The organism is Aquamicrobium terrae, from assembly GCF_040545735.1.
Classification (GTDB): domain Bacteria; phylum Pseudomonadota; class Alphaproteobacteria; order Rhizobiales; family Rhizobiaceae; genus Mesorhizobium; species Mesorhizobium terrae_A.
The window spans coordinates 175,664-198,629 of record NZ_JBEPML010000007.1 but is presented as its reverse complement, the minus strand read 5'-3'; the positions used below and the strand labels follow the sequence as shown (position 1 = coordinate 198,629).

Here is a 22,966-nt window from a genome sequence, read left to right as displayed (position 1 = left end):
ACGATGGTGCGCTGCGGCGCGGGCCGTCCTTTCATCTGGTCTTCTCCTTGGGCGTTTTGCCGGCATCATTTCCCGCAGAGCCCTCCCCGCCCCCGGCCTTGTCGCCGTCTTCATCGATAAAAATGCGTTCCGCCGCGCCGTCGAGGTCGTCATACTGGCCGCTCCTCAACGACCAGAAGAAGGCCGCAAGCGCGGCCCCGCCCAGAACCAGCGCCAGCGGCACGAGATAGATGAGGCTGCTCATTCTGCCGCCTCCAGCCTGTGCACCGGGCCGGCCGTTTCCTTTGCCGCCTCCCCGCTCGCCTGCACAGCCGGCTTTGCGGCTCGCAGGCGCAAGGCATTTGCGACGACCAGGATCGAGGAGAAGGACATGGCGAGCGCGGCGATCAGCGGCGTCACATAGCCGGCAATGGCGATGGGCAGCGCAATGGCATTGTAGATCACCGCCAGCGCGAAGTTCTGGCGCACCAGACGCCCGGCGGCGCGCGACACCTCATGCGCCAGCGGCACCGCATCGAGTTCGTCGCGCAGGAACACGAAGTCGGCGGCGTTGCGGCCGATGTCGGCGGCGCTGGCCGGCGCCATCGAGACATGGGCGGCGGCAAGGGCCGGAGCGTCGTTGAGCCCGTCGCCGATCATCAGCGCCTTGCGGCCGTCGCGGGCGAGCGCCTGCAGCCTTTCGACCTTTTCGGCCGGCAGCAGCCCGGAAGCGGCTTCGGCGATGCCGAGCGCCTGCGCGACCGCTGCCACGGCGCCACGGGTGTCGCCCGACAGCACGGCAAGCCGCAGGCCCTTGCGCCGCATCGTCTCGACCGCAGCCCGCGCGCCGGGCCGCAGCGCATCCTCGAAGCGGAAGCGCGCCAGCACCTCGCCGTCGCGGGCAAGCACGGTGCCACCTTCCCGCACGGCCTCATCCGTCGCCCAGCCGGCCCGGCCGAGACGGTAGAGCTTGCCGCCGACACACGCCTCGATGCCGAGCCCCGGCCGTTCCACGACATCGGAAAGCGAAAACTCCGAAGCGGGCGCATCGGCGGCAATCGTCCGCGACAGCGGATGGTTGGAGCGGCCGGCGATCAGCCCGGCGACGGCGAAAGCGTCGGGAGCGATCCCGTCCTTGCCGATCAGGCGCGGCCGGCCGAGCGTCAGCGTGCCGGTCTTGTCGAAGACGGCGGTGTCGATCTCGGCCATGCGCTCCAGCGCCGAGCCGTCCTTGACCATGATGCGGTTCTCGAACAGGCGGCGCGCCGCCACCACCTGCACGATGGGCACGGCAAGCCCGAGCGCGCAGGGGCAGGTGATGATCAGCACGGCGATGGCGACGGTGATGGCGCGGTGCCAGTCGCCGGTCGCGGCCATCCAGCCGAGGAAGGTGAGGAAGGCGGTGGCGTGGACCACCGGCGAATAGAGCCGCGCGGCACGGTCGGCCAGCCGGCGGTAGCGGGCTCGGCCGCCTTCCGCCGCCTCCATCAGCCGCACCATCTCGGCCAGGAAGGACTGTTCCGCCTTGACCGAGACTCGCAATGTCAGCGGACCGGACAGGTTGAGCGTCCCGGCGCGCACGGCCGAGCCCGGCTCCGCCCGCTGCGGCGCGCTCTCGCCGGTGGCGATGGCGCAATCGAGATCGGAAACGCCCTCCTCGATCACGCCGTCGACGGGCACCCGGTCGCCCGCGGCCAGCGCGATGCGCATGCCCGGCTCCACCTCGGCGATGGGCAGGTAGTCGCGGCCGCCGTCCCCGCGCAGCACCGTGGCGCCGCGTGGCGCCAGGCGCACCAGCCCGCGCACGGCGGCGCGCGCCTTCTCGCGCATGAGATGGTCGAGCGTGCGGCCGATCAGCAGGAAGAAGATCAGCGAGGTCGCGGCATCGAAATAGGCATGGCGGCCATTGTGGATGGTGTCGTAGAGGCTGAGGCCGAAGGCGAGGCTGATGCCGATGGAGATCGGCACATCCATGTTGGTGCGGCCGTTCCTGAGCGCCGACCAGGCCGAGGCATAGAAGATGCGGCCGGAATAGAGCATGCAAGGCAGCGCCAGCGCGGCCGAGATCCAGTGGAAGGCGAAGCGCGTTTCGGCATCCGCCCCCGACCAGACCGAGACCGACAAGAGCATGATGTTCATGGCGCAGAAGCCGGCGACGGCCAGCGCCCGGATCAGCCTGCCAAGCTCGGGGTCGCGCACGCCGTCGTCCGGCTCGAACAGATGGCCGGGGAAGCCCAGCGCGTCGAGCGCCGGCAGAAGCGCCGGCGCCTCCGCGCCACGCCAGTTGACGCTGACGCGGCGGGTCGAGAGGTTGACGCGCACATGTTCGACGCTCGGCACCTGCCGCAAGCCGTGCTCGACGGTGCGGATGCAGGATGCGCAATGGACGCCCGGCACGGCAATGTCGACCTGGTGGAGCCCCCCGCCCAGGTCGCGGCTTGCCAGCCGCAACTCTTCCCGCGCCGCGTTCCGGCCGGCTTCGACAGCCAGATCTGCGGGCGGGCAGCAACTCATCTGATCGCCCTGTAGCTGTGCCAGGTCGCATGACCGAGCAGCGGGAAGATGATGATCAGGCCGAGGAGGCCGGTGACGACGCTGATCAGGAACAGCACCAGCACGATGGCGCCCCACATCAGCATGACCGGCAGGTTCCTGAACACCATGGAGATGGACGTGCCCATCGCCGTGAAGGCGTCGATCTTCTCGGCCAGCAGCATGGGGATGGAGAAGGTGCTGATGGCAAAGGAGAAGGCCGCGAACAGCCCGCCCACAACGGTGCCGACCGCCAGCATGCCCAGACCCACCGGCGTGGTGAACAGCATCGGCACGATGTGGTCGATGCCGGGGAACGGTCGGAGGCCGAAGAACAGCGCATAGATGATGACGGCGGCGCGCATCCACACCAGCATCAGCAGGCACAGGATCGCCCCGGTGAACCAGACCTGGGCGCCCGATTCCGCCTTGACGAAGATCATGCGGGCAAGGCTCACCGGCCTGCCCTCCTCAAGGTCCCGGCTTTTCTGGTAGAGGCCGATAGCGACGAGCGGGCCGACGACCATGAAGCCGGCCAGCGCCGGGAACAATATGTAATCCAGCTCGAGCCTGAACAGGCAGATGACGACCGCCAGCGACAGCACGAACACCACCACCCCGTAGGCGAGGCTTGGCAGCGGCGTGCGCCACAGGTCGCGCCACCCTGCCGCCAGCCAGCCGAGGGCGGCGGTTGCCGGCAGATGGCGGCGCCGCTGTTCGGCAAGCGGAAGAGGCGTGGTCTCGGTGTGTCCCATGATCTTCCTCCTCTCTCAGCAGGCCGACTTGGCGGCGCTGTAGGTGCCTTCGACGGTGCCCGCCTTCTCATGCGGCACGCAATCGGGCTGGGACCCCAGCGCCACATAGACGAGATGGGCATTGGCGCCGACGAACAGAAGCACGCCCGCGGTGACGATCAGCGCCGAGATCAGGCGCCAGTTGAGCCGGGTGGCGCCCGTTTGGGGACTTGCGGCGCTCATTGCGGGCCTCCGTCCGTTGCCAGCGCGCCGACATAAAGGGCGAGGATCCTGATGTCGGTGGGCGAAAGCCTGTCCTGCCAGTGCGGCATGTGGCCCTGCCGGCCGGAATAGATGGTCGTGTACACGGTCTGCGCGTCGCCGCCATAGATCCAGTGCTGGTCGGTCAGATCGGGCGCGCCGACCTCCACCATGCCCTTGCCATCCTCGCCGTGGCAGGAGGCGCAGTTCTCGGCGAATACCTCCTGACCGGCCGGCACCCGGGCCTGGTCGGCCTCGCTGAGCTCCTGGCCCGACAGCGAGCGCACATAGGCGGCCACCGACCTGATCTGGTCGGATTCAAGCACGCCGTCGCGGCCGAAAGCCATCATCTGCGAGACGCGCGTGTCGTCATTGGTGGAGTTGATGCCGACGCTGATGGTTTCGGCGATCGTCTCGGGGTCGCCGCCCCACAGCCAGGAGCCGGCGGCAAGGTCGGGGAAGCCGGGACCGCCGGTGCCGCGCACGCCATGGCAGACGGCACAATTGTCGACGAACAGGGTGCGGCCGGTGTCGCGCACATGGCGCATCAGGTCGCCGTCGGCAGCGATCGCGGCAAAATCCTCCGAGCCGACGCGGTCGGTCCAGACGGCGCGCGACACCGCAGCCTCCTCGACCTGTTGCGTCACCACATTGCGCTGGTCGATGCCGAGCAGGCCCTTGGTGTAGGTCCAGCCCACCGGCCAGGCCGGCATCAGCAGCCAGTAGCCGATGGCGAACAGGGTGCCGACGATCAGGAAGAAGAACACCACGCGCGGGATCGGCGTTTCCAGTTCCTCGATGCCGTTCCACTCGTGCCCGGTGGTCACCCGTCCGGTCACGGGGTCATGTCTTTCGGTTGCCATGTGCCTATTCCCCCTCGTCCGGCCGGTCGTCCTTGTCGAGAATGCTTTTCTTGGCGCGGTCGAAACGCTTCCTGTTGGAAGGCCAGAACGCGTAGACCAGCACGCCGATGGCGAAGATTATGAGGTAGAAGAGTCCCCAGCTCTTGGAGAAGCCAACGAGTGTCTCGTGATCCATCGCCTCACTCCTGTGCCGCCGCAGTCTTGTGGGCGGCGTCGGTCAGCCCGCCGAGTATCTGCAGATAGGCGACCAGCGCATCCATTTCGGTGATGCGGCCGGGATCGCCGTCGAACAGCCGGATGTTGGTGGCATCGCCGTAGCGCTCGGCCACGCCTTGGGCATAGGTGCTGTCGGGATTGGCCTGGCCATAGGCGTCCCATCGGGCGTTGGCGATCATGTCGTCGGTATAGGGCACGCCGACCTTGCGCTGGGCCGCCAGATGCTGGCCGAGATCGTCATATTTCAGCTCGTTGCGCATCAGCCAGCCATATTTGGGCATCACCGATTCCGGCACCACGTCGCGCGGGTTGATGAGGTGGGCGACATGCCAGGCGTCGGAATATTTGTCACCGAGGCGGGCGAGATCCGGCCCGGTGCGCTTCGAGCCCCACAGCATGGGGTGGTCGTACTGGGATTCGACCGCCAGCGAGAACGGGCCGTAGCGCTCGACCTCGTCGCGCAGCGTGCGGATCATCTGCGAATGGCAGGCATAGCAGCCCTCGCGGATGTAGATGTTGCGCCCGGCCAGCTCGAGCGGCGTGTAGACGCGCATGTCGGGCGCCTCCTCGACCGTCTCGCTGATGGTGAACAGCGGCGCGATTTCCACGAGGCCGCCGATCGAGGCGACGCCGACGATCGCCAGGACGAAGCCGATGGCGTTGCGTTCGATCTTGCGGTGGAAGAATTCCTTCATCGTTATTCTCCTGCCTGCACGGCGCCGGCCTTCCCATAGAGCGGCACGTCCGCGCCGGCCTCCGCGATCCGGCTGATGCGCGCCATGCGGATCGTCATCCAGATATTGTAGGACGCCACGATCGCGCCGGTGAGGAAGAACAGGCCGCCGACGGTGCGCGCGATGTAGTAGGGATGCATGGCGACGACGCTGTCGATGAAGGGATAGGCCAGCGTGCCGCTGTCGTTATAGGTGCGCCACATCAGGCCCTGGATGATGCCCGAGTTCCACATCGCGAAGACGTAGATGATGGTGCCCGACAGGGCGAGCCAGAAGTGCACCTCGACCAGCTTCGGCGAATACATGCGGTCCTGCTTCCACATCCACGGCACCAGCGCATAGAGCGAGCCGAAGGTGATCATCGCCACCCAGCCGAGCGCGCCGGCATGGACATGGCCGACGGTCCAGTCGGTGTAGTGCGACAGGGAGTTCACGGCGCGGATGGCCATGAAGGAACCTTCGAAGGTCGACAGGCCGTAGAACACCGCGGCCACCATCATGAAGCGCAGCGTGGCGTCGGTGCGCACCTTGTCCCAGGCGCCGTTGAGCGTGGCCAACGCGTTGCCGGCCGAGGCCCAGGACGGCACCAGCAGCACCAGCGAGAAGGTCATGCCCAGCGTCTGCACCCATTGCGGCAGGGCGGTATAGTGCAGGTGGTGCGAGCCCGCCCACATATACATGAAGGTGATGCCCCAGAAGCTGACGATGGAGAGCCGGTAGGAAAAGATCGGCCGTCCGGCGCGCTTGGGCAGGTAGTAATACATCATGCCGAGGAAGCCGGAGGTGAGGAAGAAGGCGACGGCGTTGTGGCCGTACCACCATTGCGTCATCGCGTCCTGCACGCCGGAGAACAGCGAATAGCTCTTGGCATGGCCGAAGGAGACCGGCACGGCGAGGTTGTTGACGATGTGCAATATCGCCACGACCAGGATGAAGGCCATGTAGTACCAGTTGGCGACGTAGATATGCGGCTCCTTCCGCCGCTGCAGGGTGCGGATGTAGATGAGGAAGTAGACCACCCACACGATCACCAGCCAGATGTCGGCATACCATTCGGGCTCGGCATATTCCTTCGACTGGGTAAGGCCCATCAGGTAGCCGCTGGCCGCCACCACGCAGAACAGGTTGTAGCCGATCAGCACGAACCAGGGGCTGAACTGGTCGGGCAGCCGCGCCCGCGTGGTTCGCTGCAGGACGTGGAAGGAGGTGGCGATCAGGGCGTTGCCGCCGAAGCCGAAGATCACGCCGGAGGTGTGCACCGGGCGCAGGCGGCCGAAGCTGGCCCAGCCGGCATCGAAGGTCAAATCCGGCCACGCCAGCAGCGCGGCCACCCAGACGCCGACGAACATGCCGATCACGGCCCAGATCATGGTCAGCACGATGCCGACCTTGGTCGGGTCGTCGTAATAGTGCGACAGCCGCTCGGCCGGCGGCTCGGGATCGTAGTAGCGCGAAATCACCAGGAAGGTCAGGCCGAGGCTGGCGGCCATCACGATGAAGCCGTGGATGCCCAGCGGGTCGCCCCGCCCACCGGCCGCCATGGCCAGCCCGCAGAGCGAAAGCGCGATCAGCACGGCCAGGGAGAGCTGGCGTTCGGCGACTGTCAATCCTGAAACCATCTGGCTAAATCCCTTGCTGGATTCCGGCTAGGCCGCGACGTCGTCTATGCCCAACAGGAAACCCAGCTGGGCCCTGTTGCGCACGACATCGGCGAGCGTGTATTTGTCGAGCACGCTCAGATAGGCGCCAAGCGCCTCCGAGAACATGCCCTTGAGCGTGCAGCACGGCGAGATCACGCAGCCCCCGCCCCGGGCCTGCAAGCATTCCACCACCGAAAAATCTTCCTCGATCAGCCGGACCAGCGCGCCGATGCCGATGCTTTCGGCCGTTCTTTCCAGCCTGATGCCGCCGGAGCGGCCACGGATCGTCTCGATGAAGCCGTGTTCGCGCAGCGTCTGTGCCACCTTCAGCAGATGGTTGCGCGACAGCCCATAGGCCTCGGCCACGTCGTTCACCGTGCAGGCACAATCGGGGCGTGTGGCGACATAGGTCAGCATGCGCAGCGCGTAGTCGGTATGCAACGTCATCCGCATCGAATCGTGCCCTTGTGAGCGAACAGGAAAGCACTGACGGGACAAGGTTTCGAAAACGGCAACGGATTGCAATTGGAAACGGATGGCATCAGCCCCCCCCGCGCGGTATCCAGGCTCCGCATAAAAGAGGTATACGTGATACCTCTTTTCGCTCAAACTGCCCCGACAACAAATGTGCGATATGGTCGCAGGATGAAGACTACAACCTTTTCAACGACATTGCCACTTCAACGCGAGACCGGCCAGAGGGTCGCACCATGAGGCGCGGGCGCGCAACCGGCGGCCATCGCACCCCCGGCGGCAACCGGCGGACCGAGCCGCAACCGGCGCCGACGGCGCATGTCGGCTGGGCCGATCTGTCGGCCGTCGAGCAGTCTGCGCTGAAACGCATGAACCGCGGCCCCTACCCGGATCTCGACCCGGCATTGCTTGCGCGGCTGCTGGAGTTCGGCCTCGCCACGGAACGGCCGCAGGGCATCGGCATCAGCCGCGCGGGCCGCGAACTGGTGATCGAGGCGCTGCTCCACGCCCGCGAGGGGCACGATGCGCGCGGGGAAAGGCAGGACATCACCTGACCACCGCCGCCAGCCCCTGCAAGGCGCCCCGCATCTCCTCGCGCTCGTCGCCCGCATCGGCATAGACGGCATAGACCGGATAGGTGAACTCCGGCGCGCCCTCGACCAGCTCCAGTTCGCCCGATTCGATATGGGGCAGGGCCGCGCCCCGGCGGAAATAACCGCTGCCGCCGGTCCGCAATATGTAGCTGAGACCGAGCGGCCCGAGCCCCACCATCAGCCCCGGCTCGCCATGGGCGCCGGCCGGCTGGCCGCTGCCGCTGGCGAATTGCGGCCCCCAGTCGACATGGACGTAATCCGGAGGATCGCCGTCTTCGGCGCCGCCCGCGGTGCTGCGCACCATCACGAGCTGCTCTTCCTGCAACAGGCGCACGGTGAAGCCCGGCAGCAGCCGGGGCGCATAGAGCACGGCGATGTCCAGCACGCCGGTGCGCAACTGCTCGATCAACTGGTCCGGCATGCCGACATGGGCGCGGATGCCGGTCTGGCGCCATGTCTTGCGCATCCACACCAGCCAGTCCAGCAGCAGCGGGTTCCACAGGCTGAGCTCGCCGCCGAGGGCGACGACCCCGGTCTTGCCTTCCGGAACGGCGAGCTGGTGGCGCGCCCGCTCCCAGATCTGCACCATGGACTGCGCATAGCGCTCGAATTCGCGGCCGGCCGGCGTCAGCTTGGCGCCGGTGCGGTTGCGCACGAAAAGCGGCCGGCCGACCTCGGCCTCCAGCGTGCGGATGCGGGCGCTGACCGTGGTCTGGGTGACGTTCAGACGGTCCGCCGCGCCCTGGAAGCTGCCGCAATGGATGATCTCCAGAAACGTCCGGGCCCGGTCGATATCCATGGCGCGCTCCATTTCAGTGCAATAATCTTGCACTCATACTGCATTTAATTCCGTTTGCCTTCTGCATTAATGGCGCGCACGCTCGGCTGACACAATCGGAGCGGGATGATTGTCCCTGCAGACCCATTTCGCCCCAGGTCTTGTTCTTGACGCATGATCTTGTCCGGAAAGCCTGCAACTTTTCGGGATCATGCCCTAGCTGGATTGCTGACGATGGCCGACGATCCCCAGAGCGAAATTGCAGAAAGCGAACCTGCGGAATACGCTTCGCCGCCCTGCTTCATGCATGAGCTCGATCCGGAATTTCACGCCATGCCAAGCCGTTCCGACGCCTGGAGCGACGTCATGCGCTGGCGCAAGGCCGAACGCGAACGCCTGATAGCCGAACGCATGGCCCTGGAGCCGGAGCAGCGCCATGCCCGCTCCATCCGCATCGCCAAGGCGCTCGACGCCGCCGTCGGCAAGGCCGCGGGGCGCATCGTCGGCACCTATTGGCCGTTCCGCGGCGAGCCGGATCTGCGCAACTGGGGCATCGGCATCATCGAACGCGGCGGCAGGCTGGCGCTACCGGTCGTCATCCAGAAGGGCTGGCCGCTGGAATACCGGCTATGGGCGCCGGGCGACCCGCTGGAGCGCGGCGTGTGGAACATCCTGGTGCCGTCGCGCGGCCCTGCCGTGCTGCCGGACATCGTCATCGCCCCCGTCGTCGGCTTCGACGAGGCGCGCTATCGCCTCGGCTATGGCGGCGGCTTCTTCGACCGGACGCTGGCCGCCATGCCGCGCAAGCCGCTGACCATCGGCGTCGGCTACACGCCGGCCAGGATAAGGACGATCTATCCGCAGCCGCACGACATCCCGATGGACATGATCGTCACCGACTGATCGCGCATTGCGCAGGCAAGGCGCCTGTTCCCGACCGCGACGGCTCAAGCCGCCCCTTCCGAGACAGCCCCTGCGCAAGGCGGGACGGCAGAAAGGAAGGAAGTGAGCATGTCGGACACCACCCATGACGAAACCGCGCCCGGCCAGGGCTTCGTCACCCGATGGCTGTTTTCCACCAACCACAAGGACATCGGCACGCTCTACCTGATCCTGTCGATGCTGTGCGGCATTCTCGGCACCGGCCTTTCCGTCGCCCTGCGCATGGAGCTTCAGGAACCGGGACTGCAGATTTTCCTCGATCCCAGCCTCTACAACGTCGTCGTCACCGCCCACGGGCTGGTGATGATCTTCTTCGTCATCATGCCAGCGATGATCGGCGGCTTCGGCAACTGGTTCGTCCCGATCATGATCGGCGCGCCGGACATGGCCTTCCCGCGCATGAACAACATCTCGTTCTGGCTACTGGTGGCCTCGCTCGTCCTGTTCATCATGTCGATGTTCGTGCCGGGCGCGCCGGGCGCCTCCGGCCATGGCGGCGGCTGGACGATGTATCCGCCCTTCTCCAGCTCCACCGGGCAGCCGGGGCCGGCGGTCGATCTCGTCATCCTGTCCATCCACCTGTCGGGTGCCTCCTCGATCCTCGGCGCCATCAACTTCATCACCACCATCTTCAACATGCGCGCGCCCGGCATGACGCTGCACCGCATGCCGCTGTTCGCCTGGGCCATGCTGGTCACCGCCTTCATGCTGCTTCTGTCGCTGCCGGTGCTGGCGGGGGCGATCACCATGATGCTCACCGACCGCAATTTCGGCACCACCTTCTTCGTGCCCTCCGGCGGCGGCGACCCGATCCTCTACCAGCACCTGTTCTGGTTCTTCGGGCATCCGGAAGTCTACATCATGATCCTGCCGGGCTTCGGCATCATCAGCCACGTCATCTCGACCTTCTCCAGGAAGCCGATCTTCGGCTATCTGGGCATGGCCTATGCCATGGTCGCCATCGGCGTGATCGGCTTCGTGGTGTGGGCGCACCATATGTTCACGGTCGGCCTCTCGATCGAATCGCAGCGCTATTTCGCCTTCGCCTCGATGGTCATCGCGGTGCCCACAGGCATCAAGGTGTTCTCGTGGCTGGCGACGATGTGGGGCGGATCGATCACCTTCAAGGTGCCGATGCTGTGGGCGGCCGGTTTCGTGCTCTTGTTCACCATCGGCGGCGTGACCGGCGTCCAGCTCGCCAACCCCGGCGTCGACCGCCTGTTCCAGGATACCTATTACGTCGTGGCGCATTTCCACTACGTGCTGTCGCTGGGAGCGGCCTTCGCCATCTTCGCCGGGTTCTACTACTGGTTCCCGAAGATGACCGGCTACATGATGAGCGAGACGCTCGGCCGGCTGCATTTCTGGCTGATGTTCGTGGGCGTCAACCTCGTCTTCTTCCCGCAGCATTTCCTCGGCCTGTCCGGCATGCCGCGCCGCTATGCCGACTATCCCGACGCGATGGCCGGCTGGAACTTCATCTCCTCGATCGGCTCCTACATCTCGGCCGCCGGGCTGGTGGTGTTCTTCATCGCCGTGGCGGAAGCCTTCGCCCGCAAGCGCGCGGCGTCGGCGAACCCGTGGGGCGACGGCGCGACCACGCTGGAATGGACCCTGTCCTCGCCGCCGCCGCACCACCAGTTCAGCTCGCTGCCGCGCATCCGCTGAACCGGCACACCGCGCGCGCCCAGGCCGGATGGCGGGCATGCTCGCTGCCCGGCCTTAGACTATAGTTGCAGAGCCTGCCGCCACGTTCCCGATACGGCGCGGTAACGCTGGACACGACATTGGCGGCGTGTATTGTTTGCGCCGGCGGCCGCCGTGAGAAATCAAGGACTTCCAGTTGAATGTCCCTGCCTGGACGGCCGACATCGAGATCCGAAAAGGGAGGAACTTCATGGATCGCCGTTCATTCATCAGGAAGGCCGGCACGACCGGCGCGGGTGCCGTAGCGGCAAGCGCGGCGCTTGCCACCCCGGCAATCGCGCAGACCAACCCGAAGATCACCTGGCGCATGGCGTCGTCCTTCCCCAAGTCGCTCGACACCATCTATGGCGGCGCCGAAGTGCTGTCGAAGATGCTGTCGGAGGCGACGGACGGCAATTTCCAGATCCAGGTCTTTGCCGCCGGCGAACTGGTGCCGGGCCTGCAGGCCGCCGACGCGACGAGCGCCGGCACCGTCGAGGCCGCCCATACGGTGGGTTACTATTACTGGGGCAAGGACCCGACCTGGGCGCTCGGCGCCGACGTTCCCTTCGCCCTCAACGCGCGCGGACGCAACGCCTGGCAATATCATGGCGGCGGCATCGACCTGTTCAACGAGTTCCTCGACAAGCAGGGCCTGTTCGGCCTGCCGGGCGGCAACACCGGCACCCAGATGGGCGGCTGGTTCCGCAAGGAGATCAACACGCTGGAGGACATGAAGGGCCTGAAGATGCGCATCGGCGGCTTCGCCGGCAAGGTGGTGGAGAAGCTGGGCGTGGTGCCACAGCAGCTCGCCGGCGGCGACATCTATCCGGCGCTGGAAAAGGGCACCATCGACGCCGCCGAATGGGTCGGCCCCTATGACGACGAGAAGCTCGGCTTCCAGAAGGTCGCGCCCTACTACTACTATCCCGGCTGGTGGGAAGGCGGCCCGACCGTCCACTTCATGTTCAACAAGGCAAAGCATGAGGAACTGCCGGCGACCTACAAGTCGCTGCTGCGGACGGCCTGTCAGGCGGCCGACGCCAACATGCTCCAGAAATACGACCACCTGAACCCGACGGCGGTGAAGTCGCTGGTGGCCAACGGGGCGCAACTGCGGCCGTTCAGCCAGGAAATCCTGTCGGCCTGCTTCGACGCGGCCAACGAGGTTTATGCCGAGATGACGGCATCCAACGCGGACTTCAAGAAGATCTGGGATTCCATCGTCGCCTTCCGCAAGGACCACTATCTGTGGGCGCAGGTGGCCGAGTACAATTTCGATACCTTCATGATGATCCAGCAGCGCAGCAACAAGCTGTAGTCATCGCAGCCTCGCCGAACAGCGAAAAACCCCGGGGCGATGCTCCGGGGTTCTTGTTTTTTTCGATTCGCCTGCCCAAGGCTCAGTTGAAGCTGGGCGGCTGCGAAAGGTCGGGGGGTGCCGGGGTCGCCGGGGCGGGCGTCGATGGAGCCGGCGCAGGCGTTCCCGGCGCGGGGGCCGGCGCGCCGCCCAGCGGCGGCAGGCCGAAACCGCCGCCAAGGCCGGGAAGCTCCGGCATCTTGAATTCGATCGTGGCCGGATCGACGACCTTGCCCTTGTAGTGCATGACCATTGCGGGGAAGGCGATGGTCAGCGCGATCATGAGGATCTGGATGCCGACGAAGGGCACCGCGCCCCAGTAGATCTGGCCGGTTGTGACCGGCGCGATCTTCTTGCCTGTGATCTTGTCGATATAGGGCACGCGCGCGGCCACCGAGCGCAGATAGAACAGGGCGAAGCCGAAGGGCGGGTGCATGAAGCTGGTCTGCATGTTGACGCCCAGGATCACGCCGAACCAGATCAGGTCGATGCCGAGCCGTTCGGCAGCCGGAGCCAGCAGCGGCACGATGATGAAGGCCAGCTCGAAGAAATCGAGGAAGAAGGCCAGCAGGAAGACCAGGATCGAGACGACGATGAGGAAGCCCAGTTCGCCGCCCGGCAGCGAGACCAGCAGGTGCTCCACCCACAGATGGCCGTTGACGCCGTAGAAGGTGAGCGAGAAGACGCGCGCGCCGATCAGGATGAACAGCACGAAGGACGACAGCCGCGTGGTCGAGGCCAGCGCCTGCCGGATCAGGTCGAGCGAGAGCCGGCCCTTGGCGGCGGCCATCACCAGTGCCCCCACCGCGCCCATGGCGCCGCCCTCGGTCGGCGTGGCGATGCCGAGGAAGATGGTGCCGAGCACAAGGAAGATCAGCGCCAGCGGCGGGATCAGCACGATCACCACCTGCTGGGCGAGCTTCGACATCATATTGATGTTGAGGCCCTTGTCGGCGATCGCCACCAGATAGATGGCGACGACGCCCACCGTGGCGCCCAATATGTCGGCATTGGTGCCGTGGGCGGGCTCCAGATAGTGATAGGCGCCCCAGCCGACGGCACCGGCGAACAGCAGCGCCACGACCAGCGACGTGATGCCGTGGCCGAGGGTGCGCGCTTCAGGCGGCAGGGCCGGCATGGAGTTCGGCCGGATGATCGACATGACCAGCACGTAGAGCATGTAGAGGCCGGTCAGCACCAGACCGGGAATGAGCGCGCCCTTGTACATGTCGCCGACCGAGCGGCCGAGCTGGTCGGCCAGCACGATCAGCACCAGCGAGGGCGGGATGATCTGGGCCAGCGTGCCCGAGGCGGCGATGACACCCGACGCGATGCGCCGGTCGTAGCCGTAGCGCAGCATGATCGGCAGCGAGATGAGGCCCATGGCGATGACCGAGGCGGCCACCACGCCGGTGGTCGCCGCCAGGAGCGCACCGACCAGGATGACCGCATAGGCAAGCCCGCCGCGGATCGGCCCGAAAAGCTGGCCGATCGTGTCGAGCAGGTCCTCGGCCATGCCCGAGCGCTCCAGCACGATGCCCATGAAGGTGAAGAAGGGAATAGCCAGCAGCGTCTCGTTTGCCATGACGCCGCCGTAGAAGCGTTCGGGCAGCGCATAGAGCAATGGCCAGGACAGGTTGATCGAGCCGCCCGACAGCGGGGCCAGCTCGACGCCGACGAAGAAGAACAAAAGCCCGTTGGCGGCAAGGGCGAAAGCGACGGGGTAGCCGATCAACAGTAAGAAGATCAGCGAGACGAACATGATCGGCGCCATGTTCTGCGCAATGAATTCGATCATGAACGGACCTCGTCGGCCAGCGTCTTGGCCTCGATCTCCGCCTGTTCATGCGCCGACACGAAGGGGTTGGGATCGTCCATCCTGCCGCGCATGATGGCGATCTTCTTGATGATCTCGGAAATGCCCTGCACGGCGAGCAGGAAGAAGCCGACCAGCAAAAGCGCCTTGGCCGGCCAGATGATCAGGCCGCCGGCATTGGTCGACATCTCGCCGCTGCGGAAGGAGCGCAGCGCATAGGGCACGAGGTAGTAGACCATCAGCAGCGTGAACGGCATCAGGAAGAAGATATGGCCCAGAAGGTCGATCCAGTGCTGCACGCGCCGCGACCACAGGCCGTAGACGACATCGATGCGGATGTGCTCGTTCTGCTTGAGCGTATAGGCGGCGGCCAGCAGGAAGGCGGCGCCGAACAGATACCATTGCAGTTCCAGCCAGGCGTTCGACGACATGTTGAACGTCTTGCGCACGACCGCGTTGATGGAACTGACCAGGATCGACGCCAGGATCAGCCACGACACCCATTTGCCGATGGCTTCGTTGACGCGGTCAATCATCCGCGACAGCGCGAGAAGCGCTTCCATGCAAGTCCTCCCTGATGCGGCCGCGCCTGTTCTCCCGAATCTTCTCGGCGCGCCTGTGGGCTGAAACCTATGACTTGCGTGGTCGTACCGGTCAACAGAAGAGGCGCAAGCTTCCCGCGCCAACGCCCGAAACGCGCAAGGTCATGCGACGAAAGTCTGATCCGGCCGGAAGCACATGGCGGTTCCAGCCGGCGACGGGCATGGATGGCCGGCTCTCAGGGCTTTGTGGCGCGCAATGCCGTGCCGGCCTCCTTCAGGCACAAGTCGAGCCGGTCGAGCAGCATGTCGACATCGTCGGCCCCGATCGTCAGCGGCGGCCGGATCTTCAGAATGTTGTCGGCCGGCCCTTCGCGGCCGACGAGGATACGTAGGTCGCGCAGCCGGTTCGTCACATAGTCGGCCACGTCCGTCGCGGGATTGCGGCTTTCGCGGTCGGTGACCAGGTCGAGCCCGGTGAACAGGCCGATGCCGCGCACATCCCCCACCACCTCGTGGCGCCCGCCCAGCTCGCGCATGCCGGAAAGCAGCCGTTCGCCCATGCGCCGCGCATTCCCCTGCAAGTCCTCGTCGTCGACGATGTCGAGCACTTCGGCGGCGATGCGGCAGGACAGGTTGGAGCCGCCGAAGGTGGAGAAATATTCCGGCCCTTCGGCAAAGCGTTCGGCGATCGCGCGCGTGGTGATGACGGCACCGACCGGATGGCCGTTGCCGAGCGGCTTGCCCAGCACGACGATATCGGGCCGCACCTTCTGCTGCTCGAAGCCGAAGTAGAAATCGCCCAGCCGCCCGAGCCCGGTCTGCACCTCGTCGGCAATGCAGATGCCGCCGGCGGCGCGGATTCGCCGGTAGACTTCGGCGAGATAGCCTTGCGGAGGGATGATCTGGCCGCCGACACTGGGGAAGGTCTCGGCGATGAAGCCGGCCAGCCGGCCGCCGCCCTGTTCGATTTCGGCAAGTGCCGCGTCCACCTGCCCGGCATAGCGGCGGGCGCGGTCCGGATCGTCGCGGCGGAAACGGCCGCGATAGTCGTCGGCCACATCGACGAGGTGCACCCATGGCCGGCGGCCATGCATGCCCGGCTTGTTGAACTTGTAGGCGGAGATGTCGATCGCGCCGGTGGTGTTGCCGTGATAGCCGTGATCGGGCGTCACGATGTCGTAGCCGCCGCTGGCGGCACGCGCCAGCCGCAGCGCCAGCTCGTTGGCCTCCGAACCGGAGTTGACGAAGAAGCAGATTTCCAGCTCCTGCGGCAGCCTAGCGGTCAGGCGCTCGGCCAGCGCCGTCTGGGCGGGATGCAGGTAGCGGGTGTTGGAATTCATGCGGGCCAGCTGGTCGCAGGCCACGGCCCGGATACGCGGATGCGCATGGCCGACATGCGGCACATTGTTGTAGGCATCGAGATAGGGCCGGCCCATCTCGTCGAAGAGATGATGCCGCCAGCCGCGCAGGAAGGTGACCGGCCGCCGGTAGCTGAGCTTGAGGTTGGAGCCGAAGCGCGCCCTGCGTTCGGCAAGCAGTTCGGCGGTATCGACGGGCGTGCAGGCGACCCTCTCCTCGGGCAGGTTGAGCAGGGCCGCAGGATTGGGGCACAGCGCCCGCCACAGCACCCAGTCGTCGGGATCCGCGACGCCCGGCCAGTCGTGCCCCATGCCGTCCAGCGTCAGCGCGAGCTGGAAGTGCAGATGCGGTTCCCAGCCGCCATTGCCTTGCGGCGCGCCGAGCTTCGCGAACACGGCGCCGGCCGCGACCTCATCTCCAACTTTCAGGCTGTCACACACGGCCGGGTCGAGGTGGCCGTAGAGCGCATAGAAGACTTCGCCTGCGCCGGTGCGATGCTCCATTATGACGACGCCGCCATAGTCGAGCGGATTGGCACGGTATTCCACCATCGCCACCTTGCCGGCCAGCGGCGCATGCACGGCCTGTCCGGCCGGCGCGAAGATATCGACCGCCATGTGCACGGTGCGTCGGTTCGATGCCTTCCACGGTCCCTTGCGGAAGGCCCGGTCGGTGTAGACCAGCCGCGGTTCGCCATAGCGGCCGAGGCGGATGCGATCATCCACGGCACCGGTCAGGCGACGCGCCTCATCCGCGCGCAGGTCGAAGGGGTTCTCCGGCAGGATGCTGTCTTCGACGGCAAGGCTGACCACCTCGGCATCGTCCAGATCGACACCCAGCACCGGCGCGAAGTCGCCGCGATTGGCGTCGAGCCATGCCAGAATCCGCTCGGCGTTGTCCGTCACCGGCAGGCCGCAGGCCGCGCGCAGCCGGGCGCCGATCAGCGCGCCGTCGATTGCCTTGTTCTCCAGCAGCCGCCAGGCCGGCGCCTGCGATATGGTCACATAGGGATCGTCGGGGCGGTCCACGGCTTCGATGGCCGAATTGACCACGCTGACCGCCAGCCGCATGCGCAGCAGCGGCCAGATCAGCTCGATGTCCTCGGAGGCAAGCGGCGCAACGGCATGATAGCCGGCAATAAGCGCGGCAAGGGCCGCCTCCGGCGTCTCATGGTCGAGGATCGCATAGGCGGCGGCGATGGCGAGGCCGCAGATGCGCGGGCCGACCGTCATGTCGCCGAAATCGATGAGGCCGCTGATCCGCGCCGGCACGGTGAGACCGGGCACGACAAGGATGTTGTAGTCGTTGAGGTCGTTGTGGAGCGCCTGCGCCGGCAGCGCCGCAAGGCGCGGGAAAATCCGGTCGTAATCGGCCAGGATGGCGGCGACCAATTGCCGGCGCTCGCCGTCCAGAACGTCGAGACGGTCTCTGATCCAGCCAGCCCGCAAAAGATCCCACTTGGCCGCTTCGGTGGTAGGTTGCAGCGCAAACCCCTCCAGGGCGCGGTCGAGCCGCGCCGCCAGCGCGCCCAGTTCGGCCAGCACCGCCGGCTGTTGCGGCCCGGCCTCGCCCATGGCGATGCCGTCGAGCGACCGCTGCACCCAGACGATCCGCGATTGCCCCTCGTCGTCCCGCACGGCCTGCCACGGCAATCCATCCGGGAAGGCAAGAACCTGCGGCAGCGGCAGGCCCGGATCGGCGGCGCTTGCATGGGCGAGCGCGGCGCATTGGCGTTCGACCAGCGCAGGCTCGCCGCGCTGGCGCATCGCCTTGACGATGACATCGCCTTCAGCGGTGGCGGCGCGGAAGTTCAGGTCATGCTCGCCGCCGAGCTGCCGGAGCGGACCGCCGATGCCGAGCGGCTTCAGCACCGCCAGCAGCCAATCATGCCTCATAGCCTGCCCGTCCATAATCACGCTCCTGCATTTCCCGGCCTGCTCCTACTTCAGCCCAGACCCGCGATGTTATCCACCCAAAGGAGGACATGCGCCTAAAGCGCGTCGCGATCCTTCAGATTCGCTCCTTGCGCTTCAAGCTGTTGCTTTTACGCATGTCGTTATCCCGAAACCGATTCCCACTTTTGGGCGACATGCGCCTATCTGCGCTCGGGGAGCAACGCATCCTTTTCCTGCAACGAGCGGATGAGCAGCGAAAATAGCTCCTGCTGGGTGGCGAGGCCGAGCTTGGCGTAGAGGTTCTGGCGGTGGGTCTTCACCGTGGTGATGGAGATGCCGAGATTGCGGGCGATCGATTCGCCCGAATGGCCCTTGAGGATCATGTGCGCCACCTCGCATTCGCGCGGGCTTAGCTTGCCCTTGCCGAAATCCTCCAGCAGATGGTCGAGCGGCGAAGCCCGCCCGCCCTGCCGCGCCCGGCGCGGACGGTGCTGCCAGATGCGCCTGTAGACGGCACCGACCAACGGCTCGACGGCTTGCAGCAAAGCGCAATCCGTCTCGGCGAAACCGCCCCGGCTCGCCTGCCGATAGAGGCTGATTTCGCCCAGGTCCCCCTGCGGCAGTTCGATGGCGATCACCACCTCCTCCATGCCGGCCGGCCAGCCATGGGTGAGATAGCCCAGCTCCTCGTCGTCCTGGCGACGGACCTTGAACTGGCGATAGTGGTCGGACGAGAAATAATTGTCCGGCGCCAGTTCGCGCAGGCGATGGACGCCCGCCCTCAGACCGGCCAGATAGGCATTGTAGACCGGGTTGAGGATATAGGTGCCTTCCAGATAGAGCTGCATCGCCTGCTTGGCGGCGCGGCCGGTGAAGGTATCGACGACATGGTCGGGCGGGCCGTCCCGGTGGTAGACGACGGACATGGCGAACGCATAGGGCACGACGCTGCCGATGGCATCCAGCAGCATCTGCGGGGCCTCGGCACGTTCGCAATGATCAAGTGCCCGCGCGGCATGAGCGCTGAATGCCGATGCCGCGCCGTTCCCGAATTCCGCAGTCAATGGAGCCTGTTCCCTGACGGGCCGGACAACAGGCCCTTGGCCGTCAGGCTAGCACGGCCGCATCGCGCCCAACAAGCTCGCCCCCGACCAGTTCACTCAGGGCAGCGAGCGTGCGCTCGACCTCGTCCATGGTGTTGTAGTGGGCGAGCCCCAGCCGCACCACGCCTTCGCTCTCGTCGAGTTCCAGGAGACGGGATGGCTCCAGCGCATAGTTGTGGCCCGACCAGGCCCAGATGCCGCGCTTCGCCAGCCCCTCGGCGATGGCATGGGTGGATATGCCGGCATAGGTGAAGGACACGGTGGGCACGCGATGGCGCAACGCCGCCGGATCGGTGATGCCCTGAACGGTGACGCCCGGCAAGGCCAGCAGCCCTTCGATGAGACGGCTTGTCAGCACGTCTTCATAGGCGGCGAAGCTGCGATAGGCGCCCTCGATCTTCCGGCGGCGCGACCCTGCATGGCCGGTCGCCTCGCCCAGCCATTCCAGATAGGAAGCGGTGGCGGCAAGGCCGGCCAGAAGCTCGGTCTGCGGCGTGCCCGCCTCGAAGCGGCCGGGCAGTTCCTCCGTGGCGCAGCGCACCTTGTAGGGCTCCAGCATGGCCAGCAGTTCCTCGCGCCCCCACAGCACGCCCAGATGCGGGCCGAAGAACTTGTAGGACGAGCAGACGAGGACATCGCAGCCGAGCGCCTCTACGTCCGGCAGGCGGTGCGGCACCAGTTGCACGGCATCGACATAGATGAGCGCGCCGGCCTTCTTCGCCAGCGCCGCAAGCGTGGCGACGTCGTTGACCGAGCCGGTCATGTTGCTGGACGCGTTGAGCGCCAGCAGCTTCGTGCGCTCGCTCAGCAGCGGTTCCAGATCGGCCGGCTCGATGCGCCAGCTCTTGCGGTTGAAGGGCAGCCATTTCACCGTCAGGCCAAGGTCGCGGGCCAGAAGCAGCCAGGGCGAGACGTTGCCCTCATGGTCCATCTGGGTGAGGATGATCTCGTCGCCCGGCTTGAACAGGCGACCGATGGAGCGCGACAGATGCAGCGTCAGCGCCGTCATCGACTGGGCGATGACGATCTCGCGATGCGAAGCCGCGCCCAGCATGTCGGCCATCGCCTGATGGCCGTCGAGCCACAGCCTCTCCGCCCGCTTCGAACCGTCGAAGAAGCCGCCGAGATTGTGGGTGGCGGTCGCCATGGCATCGGCGACGGCATCGATCACCTGCTGCGGAACCAGCGTGCCGGCCGGATTGTCGAAATAGATCGGCGGGTTCTCCAGCTTCGACAGGGCCGGAAAACGGCTCCGCACCTGATCGATGGGGAAAGCGGGATGAGTGTGCACGGTCATGGCTCGCCTCGACAGCTAGGGCAAAGGAAAAGGGCCGCAGCATCTGCCGCGACCCCATGGTCCTAGCTCATTGTCGGCACGGGCAACATCATCCCCAAGGTGGAGGGCGGCCCGTTGCGACACCGCCGGCCTGCGATGGCGTCAGTCGATGCCCCCTTGCGGGGCGTCCTTGTCGTCGGCGTTCTCGGGCGTCACGTCCAGAACCGCCGCATGCATGGTGATCTCGGCCTTGCCCGGCTTGCAATCGCTCATGCAGGGCTCGGACTTGTCGGCATAATGCGGCTCGCTCTCGCGGTCGTCATCGATGAAGTTGTCCACGTTGGGCAGCTTGATCGAGGTGAAATTCTCCTTCGACAGCTCGAAATCCTCGTCGTCGACGATGTCGTTGAGGTAGAGCAGATAGGCGGTCAGCGCATAGACGTCGTCGTCCGACAGCGAGCGCGCATTGCCGAAGGGCATGGCGCGGCGCACATAGTCGTAGACGGTCGACAGATAGGGCCAGTAGGAGCCGATGGTCTTTTCCGGGCGCTCGTCCTCCAGCGTGCCCTGCCCGCCCGCCAGCACCGGCCAGCGGTCAATGGCCTCGCCGAAATCGCCATGGCAGGAAGCGCAGTTCTCGTCATAGACCGCCATGCCTTCCGCAGCGGTGCCGCGCCCTTCCGGCAGGCCCTGCCCGTCGGGGCGCACATCGATGTCCCAGGCGGCGACCTCCTCCGGCGTGGCGAGGCGGCCGATACCGAGCTTGCCGCCGGCAGGCGCCTCGGCGGCAGCCTGCCCGCCGATGGCGGCGGCAGCCGTTCCCAGAAGCAGGCTGGCGGCGAAACCGAGTTTAAGAAATCTCGACATTCTCGATCACTCCGTCGGTGCCGACATGCCAGGTCTGGATGCCATTGTTGTGATAGATGGAGTTGGGGCCGCGCACGGCGCGCAACTGTTCCTTGGTCGGCTGCACGAAGCCCTTGTCGTCAATGGCGCGCGACTGGAGGAACAGCTCGGAGCCGTCCCAGTCGAATTCGTGGTAGAAGCGGTGCAGCGCCATGGGCAGGCTCGGCCCGTCGATGCGCGCCGTGTGCCAGTTGCGGCCGCCGTCGACCGACACGTCGACCCGGCTGATCGCCCCGTTGCCCGACCAGGCGAGGCCCGACAGCACCATCGGCCCCTTGCCATGGGTGACCGGCGCCTGCGGGCTCGGATTGGTGATGACCGACTTCACGTCCATCACCCAGGTGAAGCGCCGTGCCTTGCCGTTGGCGAGCAGGTCCGTGTATTTCGAGGTTTCCTCGCGCTGTTCCCACGGCTGATCACCCACTTCGAGGCGGCGCAGCCATTTGATCCACATATTGCCTTCCCAGCCCGGAACGACGAGGCGGATCGGGTAGCCCTGTTCCGGGCGCAGCGCCTCGCCATTCATGGCAAAAGCCACCATGCAGTCGTCCAGCGCCTTTTCCATCGGGATCGAGCGGGTCATGGCGGAAGCGTCGGCGCCTTCGGCCAGCAGCCACTTGCCTTCCGTCTTCACACCCGCTTCCTCAAGCAGGTGCTTCAGGCGCACGCCGGTGTAGGCCACGCAATGGACCATGCCATGGGTGAACTGGCAGCCATTGAGCTGGGAGCCGCGCCATTCCATGCCGGAATTGGCGGCGCATTCGAGGAAGTAGATGCGGTTTTCGCGCGGGAAGCGCTTGAGATCGGCCATGGTGAAGACCAGAGGCCGCTCGACCAGACCGTTGATCATCAGCCGGTGGGCGGCCGGGTCGATCTCGGCGATGCCGCCATGGTGACGCTCGAAGCACAGGCCGTTCGGCGTGATGATGCCGTCCAGCTCATGCAGCGGCGTGAAGTTCACCGACGAGATGGAATCGGAGGTCAGCCACGGCACGTTCTTGCGCACCACATGGGCCTCGAACTGGGACGGCTGGCCATAGGGGCGCGCGTCGACGCCGTCGCCGGGGTAGCGGTTCCAGTCCTGGATCTCGGTGATGACCTCCTCGCTCTCGCCCGCGCGGGCCATGCCGGTGGCGGCCAGAGCGGCGGCGCCCATCAGCCCGCCGGTAAGGAAGCCGCGCCGGGAGGGAGACAGCGTGTCCTGCCGCTCAGCCATGATGTCCTCCAGATAGGTGTTTCATCAATTCTAACATATGAATTTTTCTATGTATACGGCA

21 protein-coding genes are annotated in these 22,966 nt (G+C 66.1%); 4 read left to right on the top strand and 17 right to left on the bottom strand.

Features of this window, described 5'->3' with window-relative positions:
* Positions 1-31 precede the first annotated feature (31 nt).
* From ccoS to ABID37_RS12295, 9 genes are read right to left on the bottom strand one after another with little or no spacing between them, the layout of a single operon-like run.
* A complete protein-coding gene (gene ccoS, locus ABID37_RS12335) occupies positions 32-244 on the bottom strand; it encodes a cbb3-type cytochrome oxidase assembly protein CcoS (protein ID WP_354195085.1) in 213 nt (70 codons plus the stop codon).
* Positions 241-2,493 carry a cation-translocating P-type ATPase gene (locus ABID37_RS12330; protein ID WP_354195083.1) on the bottom strand — a complete coding sequence of 751 codons (2,253 nt, stop codon included), beginning with the start codon at positions 2,491-2,493 and terminating at the stop codon, positions 241-243. Before ABID37_RS12330 ends, ccoS begins: the two co-directional genes overlap by 4 nt.
* On the bottom strand, positions 2,490-3,266 hold the full coding sequence (locus ABID37_RS12325) for a DUF2189 domain-containing protein (protein WP_354195081.1): 777 nt from the start codon (positions 3,264-3,266) through the stop codon (positions 2,490-2,492). Before ABID37_RS12325 ends, ABID37_RS12330 begins: the two co-directional genes overlap by 4 nt.
* Positions 3,267-3,281: 15 nt before the next feature.
* Positions 3,282-3,488 carry a hypothetical protein gene (locus ABID37_RS12320; RefSeq protein WP_354195079.1) on the bottom strand — a complete coding sequence of 69 codons (207 nt, stop codon included), beginning with the start codon at positions 3,486-3,488 and terminating at the stop codon, positions 3,282-3,284.
* Entirely contained in the window at positions 3,485-4,369 is an 885-nt protein-coding gene (ccoP, locus tag ABID37_RS12315; protein WP_354195077.1) for a cytochrome-c oxidase, cbb3-type subunit III, read from the bottom strand. Before ccoP ends, ABID37_RS12320 begins: the two co-directional genes overlap by 4 nt.
* A gap of 4 nt (positions 4,370-4,373) precedes the next feature.
* Complete coding sequence (locus ABID37_RS12310) at positions 4,374-4,544, bottom strand: cbb3-type cytochrome c oxidase subunit 3 (protein ID WP_354195075.1); 171 nt, start codon at positions 4,542-4,544, stop codon at positions 4,374-4,376.
* 4 nt (positions 4,545-4,548) lie between these two features.
* Positions 4,549-5,280 carry a cytochrome-c oxidase, cbb3-type subunit II gene (gene ccoO / locus ABID37_RS12305; RefSeq protein WP_354195073.1) on the bottom strand — a complete coding sequence of 244 codons (732 nt, stop codon included), beginning with the start codon at positions 5,278-5,280 and terminating at the stop codon, positions 4,549-4,551.
* A 2-nt stretch (positions 5,281-5,282) separates the two neighbouring features.
* Positions 5,283-6,938: a cytochrome-c oxidase, cbb3-type subunit I gene (gene ccoN / locus ABID37_RS12300; protein WP_354195071.1), complete on the bottom strand. Its 1,656-nt coding sequence runs from the start codon at positions 6,936-6,938 to the stop codon at positions 5,283-5,285.
* Between the two features lie 27 nt (positions 6,939-6,965).
* On the bottom strand, positions 6,966-7,406 hold the full coding sequence (locus tag ABID37_RS12295; RefSeq protein WP_354195069.1) for an RrF2 family transcriptional regulator: 441 nt from the start codon (positions 7,404-7,406) through the stop codon (positions 6,966-6,968).
* Positions 7,407-7,669: 263 nt separating this feature from the next.
* Between ABID37_RS12295 and ABID37_RS12290 the strand changes: the two genes are divergently transcribed.
* Positions 7,670-7,987, top strand: a complete 318-nt coding sequence (locus ABID37_RS12290; protein ID WP_354195067.1) for a hypothetical protein — start codon at positions 7,670-7,672, stop codon at positions 7,985-7,987.
* On the opposite strand, the gene ABID37_RS12285 is transcribed toward ABID37_RS12290, so the two are convergent.
* A complete protein-coding gene (locus ABID37_RS12285; RefSeq protein ID WP_354195065.1) occupies positions 7,980-8,825 on the bottom strand; it encodes a LysR family transcriptional regulator in 846 nt (281 codons plus the stop codon). The two genes, ABID37_RS12290 and ABID37_RS12285, sit on opposite strands and share 8 nt — an antisense overlap.
* A 213-nt stretch (positions 8,826-9,038) precedes the next feature.
* Between ABID37_RS12285 and ABID37_RS12280 the strand changes: the two genes are divergently transcribed.
* The 3 genes from ABID37_RS12280 to ABID37_RS12270 all read left to right on the top strand — a co-directional run bounded on the left by ABID37_RS12280 (position 9,039) and on the right by ABID37_RS12270 (position 12,753).
* Positions 9,039-9,707, top strand: a complete 669-nt coding sequence (locus ABID37_RS12280; RefSeq protein WP_354195063.1) for a 5-formyltetrahydrofolate cyclo-ligase — start codon at positions 9,039-9,041, stop codon at positions 9,705-9,707.
* 108 nt (positions 9,708-9,815) lie between these two features.
* Entirely contained in the window at positions 9,816-11,414 is a 1,599-nt protein-coding gene (gene ctaD, locus ABID37_RS12275) for a cytochrome c oxidase subunit I (RefSeq protein ID WP_354195061.1), read from the top strand.
* Between the two features lie 229 nt (positions 11,415-11,643).
* Positions 11,644-12,753: a TRAP transporter substrate-binding protein gene (locus tag ABID37_RS12270; protein ID WP_354195059.1), complete on the top strand. Its 1,110-nt coding sequence runs from the start codon at positions 11,644-11,646 to the stop codon at positions 12,751-12,753.
* Between the two features lie 82 nt (positions 12,754-12,835).
* Here the strand turns inward: ABID37_RS12270 and ABID37_RS12265 are convergent, their stop codons facing one another.
* The 7 genes from ABID37_RS12265 to soxC form a co-directional block, all read right to left on the bottom strand.
* On the bottom strand, positions 12,836-14,590 hold the full coding sequence (locus ABID37_RS12265) for a TRAP transporter large permease (protein ID WP_354195057.1): 1,755 nt from the start codon (positions 14,588-14,590) through the stop codon (positions 12,836-12,838).
* On the bottom strand, positions 14,587-15,171 hold the full coding sequence (locus tag ABID37_RS12260; RefSeq protein ID WP_354195056.1) for a TRAP transporter small permease subunit: 585 nt from the start codon (positions 15,169-15,171) through the stop codon (positions 14,587-14,589). Before ABID37_RS12260 ends, ABID37_RS12265 begins: the two co-directional genes overlap by 4 nt.
* Before the next feature lie 215 nt (positions 15,172-15,386).
* Positions 15,387-18,419, bottom strand: coding sequence for an aminotransferase class III-fold pyridoxal phosphate-dependent enzyme (locus ABID37_RS12255; protein ID WP_354195054.1), 3,033 nt, complete (start codon positions 18,417-18,419; stop codon positions 15,387-15,389).
* A gap of 185 nt (positions 18,420-18,604) precedes the next feature.
* Positions 18,605-19,468 (bottom strand): helix-turn-helix transcriptional regulator, encoded by an 864-nt coding sequence (locus ABID37_RS12250; RefSeq protein WP_354195052.1) that lies wholly within the window; start codon positions 19,466-19,468, stop codon positions 18,605-18,607.
* 43 nt (positions 19,469-19,511) lie between these two features.
* On the bottom strand, positions 19,512-20,804 hold the full coding sequence (locus tag ABID37_RS12245) for a cysteine desulfurase-like protein (protein ID WP_354195050.1): 1,293 nt from the start codon (positions 20,802-20,804) through the stop codon (positions 19,512-19,514).
* Between the two features lie 141 nt (positions 20,805-20,945).
* Positions 20,946-21,650, bottom strand: coding sequence for a c-type cytochrome (locus ABID37_RS12240; RefSeq protein WP_354195048.1), 705 nt, complete (start codon positions 21,648-21,650; stop codon positions 20,946-20,948).
* Complete coding sequence (soxC, locus tag ABID37_RS12235) at positions 21,634-22,905, bottom strand: sulfite dehydrogenase (RefSeq protein ID WP_354195046.1); 1,272 nt, start codon at positions 22,903-22,905, stop codon at positions 21,634-21,636. The genes ABID37_RS12240 and soxC overlap by 17 nt, the downstream gene beginning before the upstream one ends.
* Positions 22,906-22,966 lie beyond the last annotated feature (61 nt).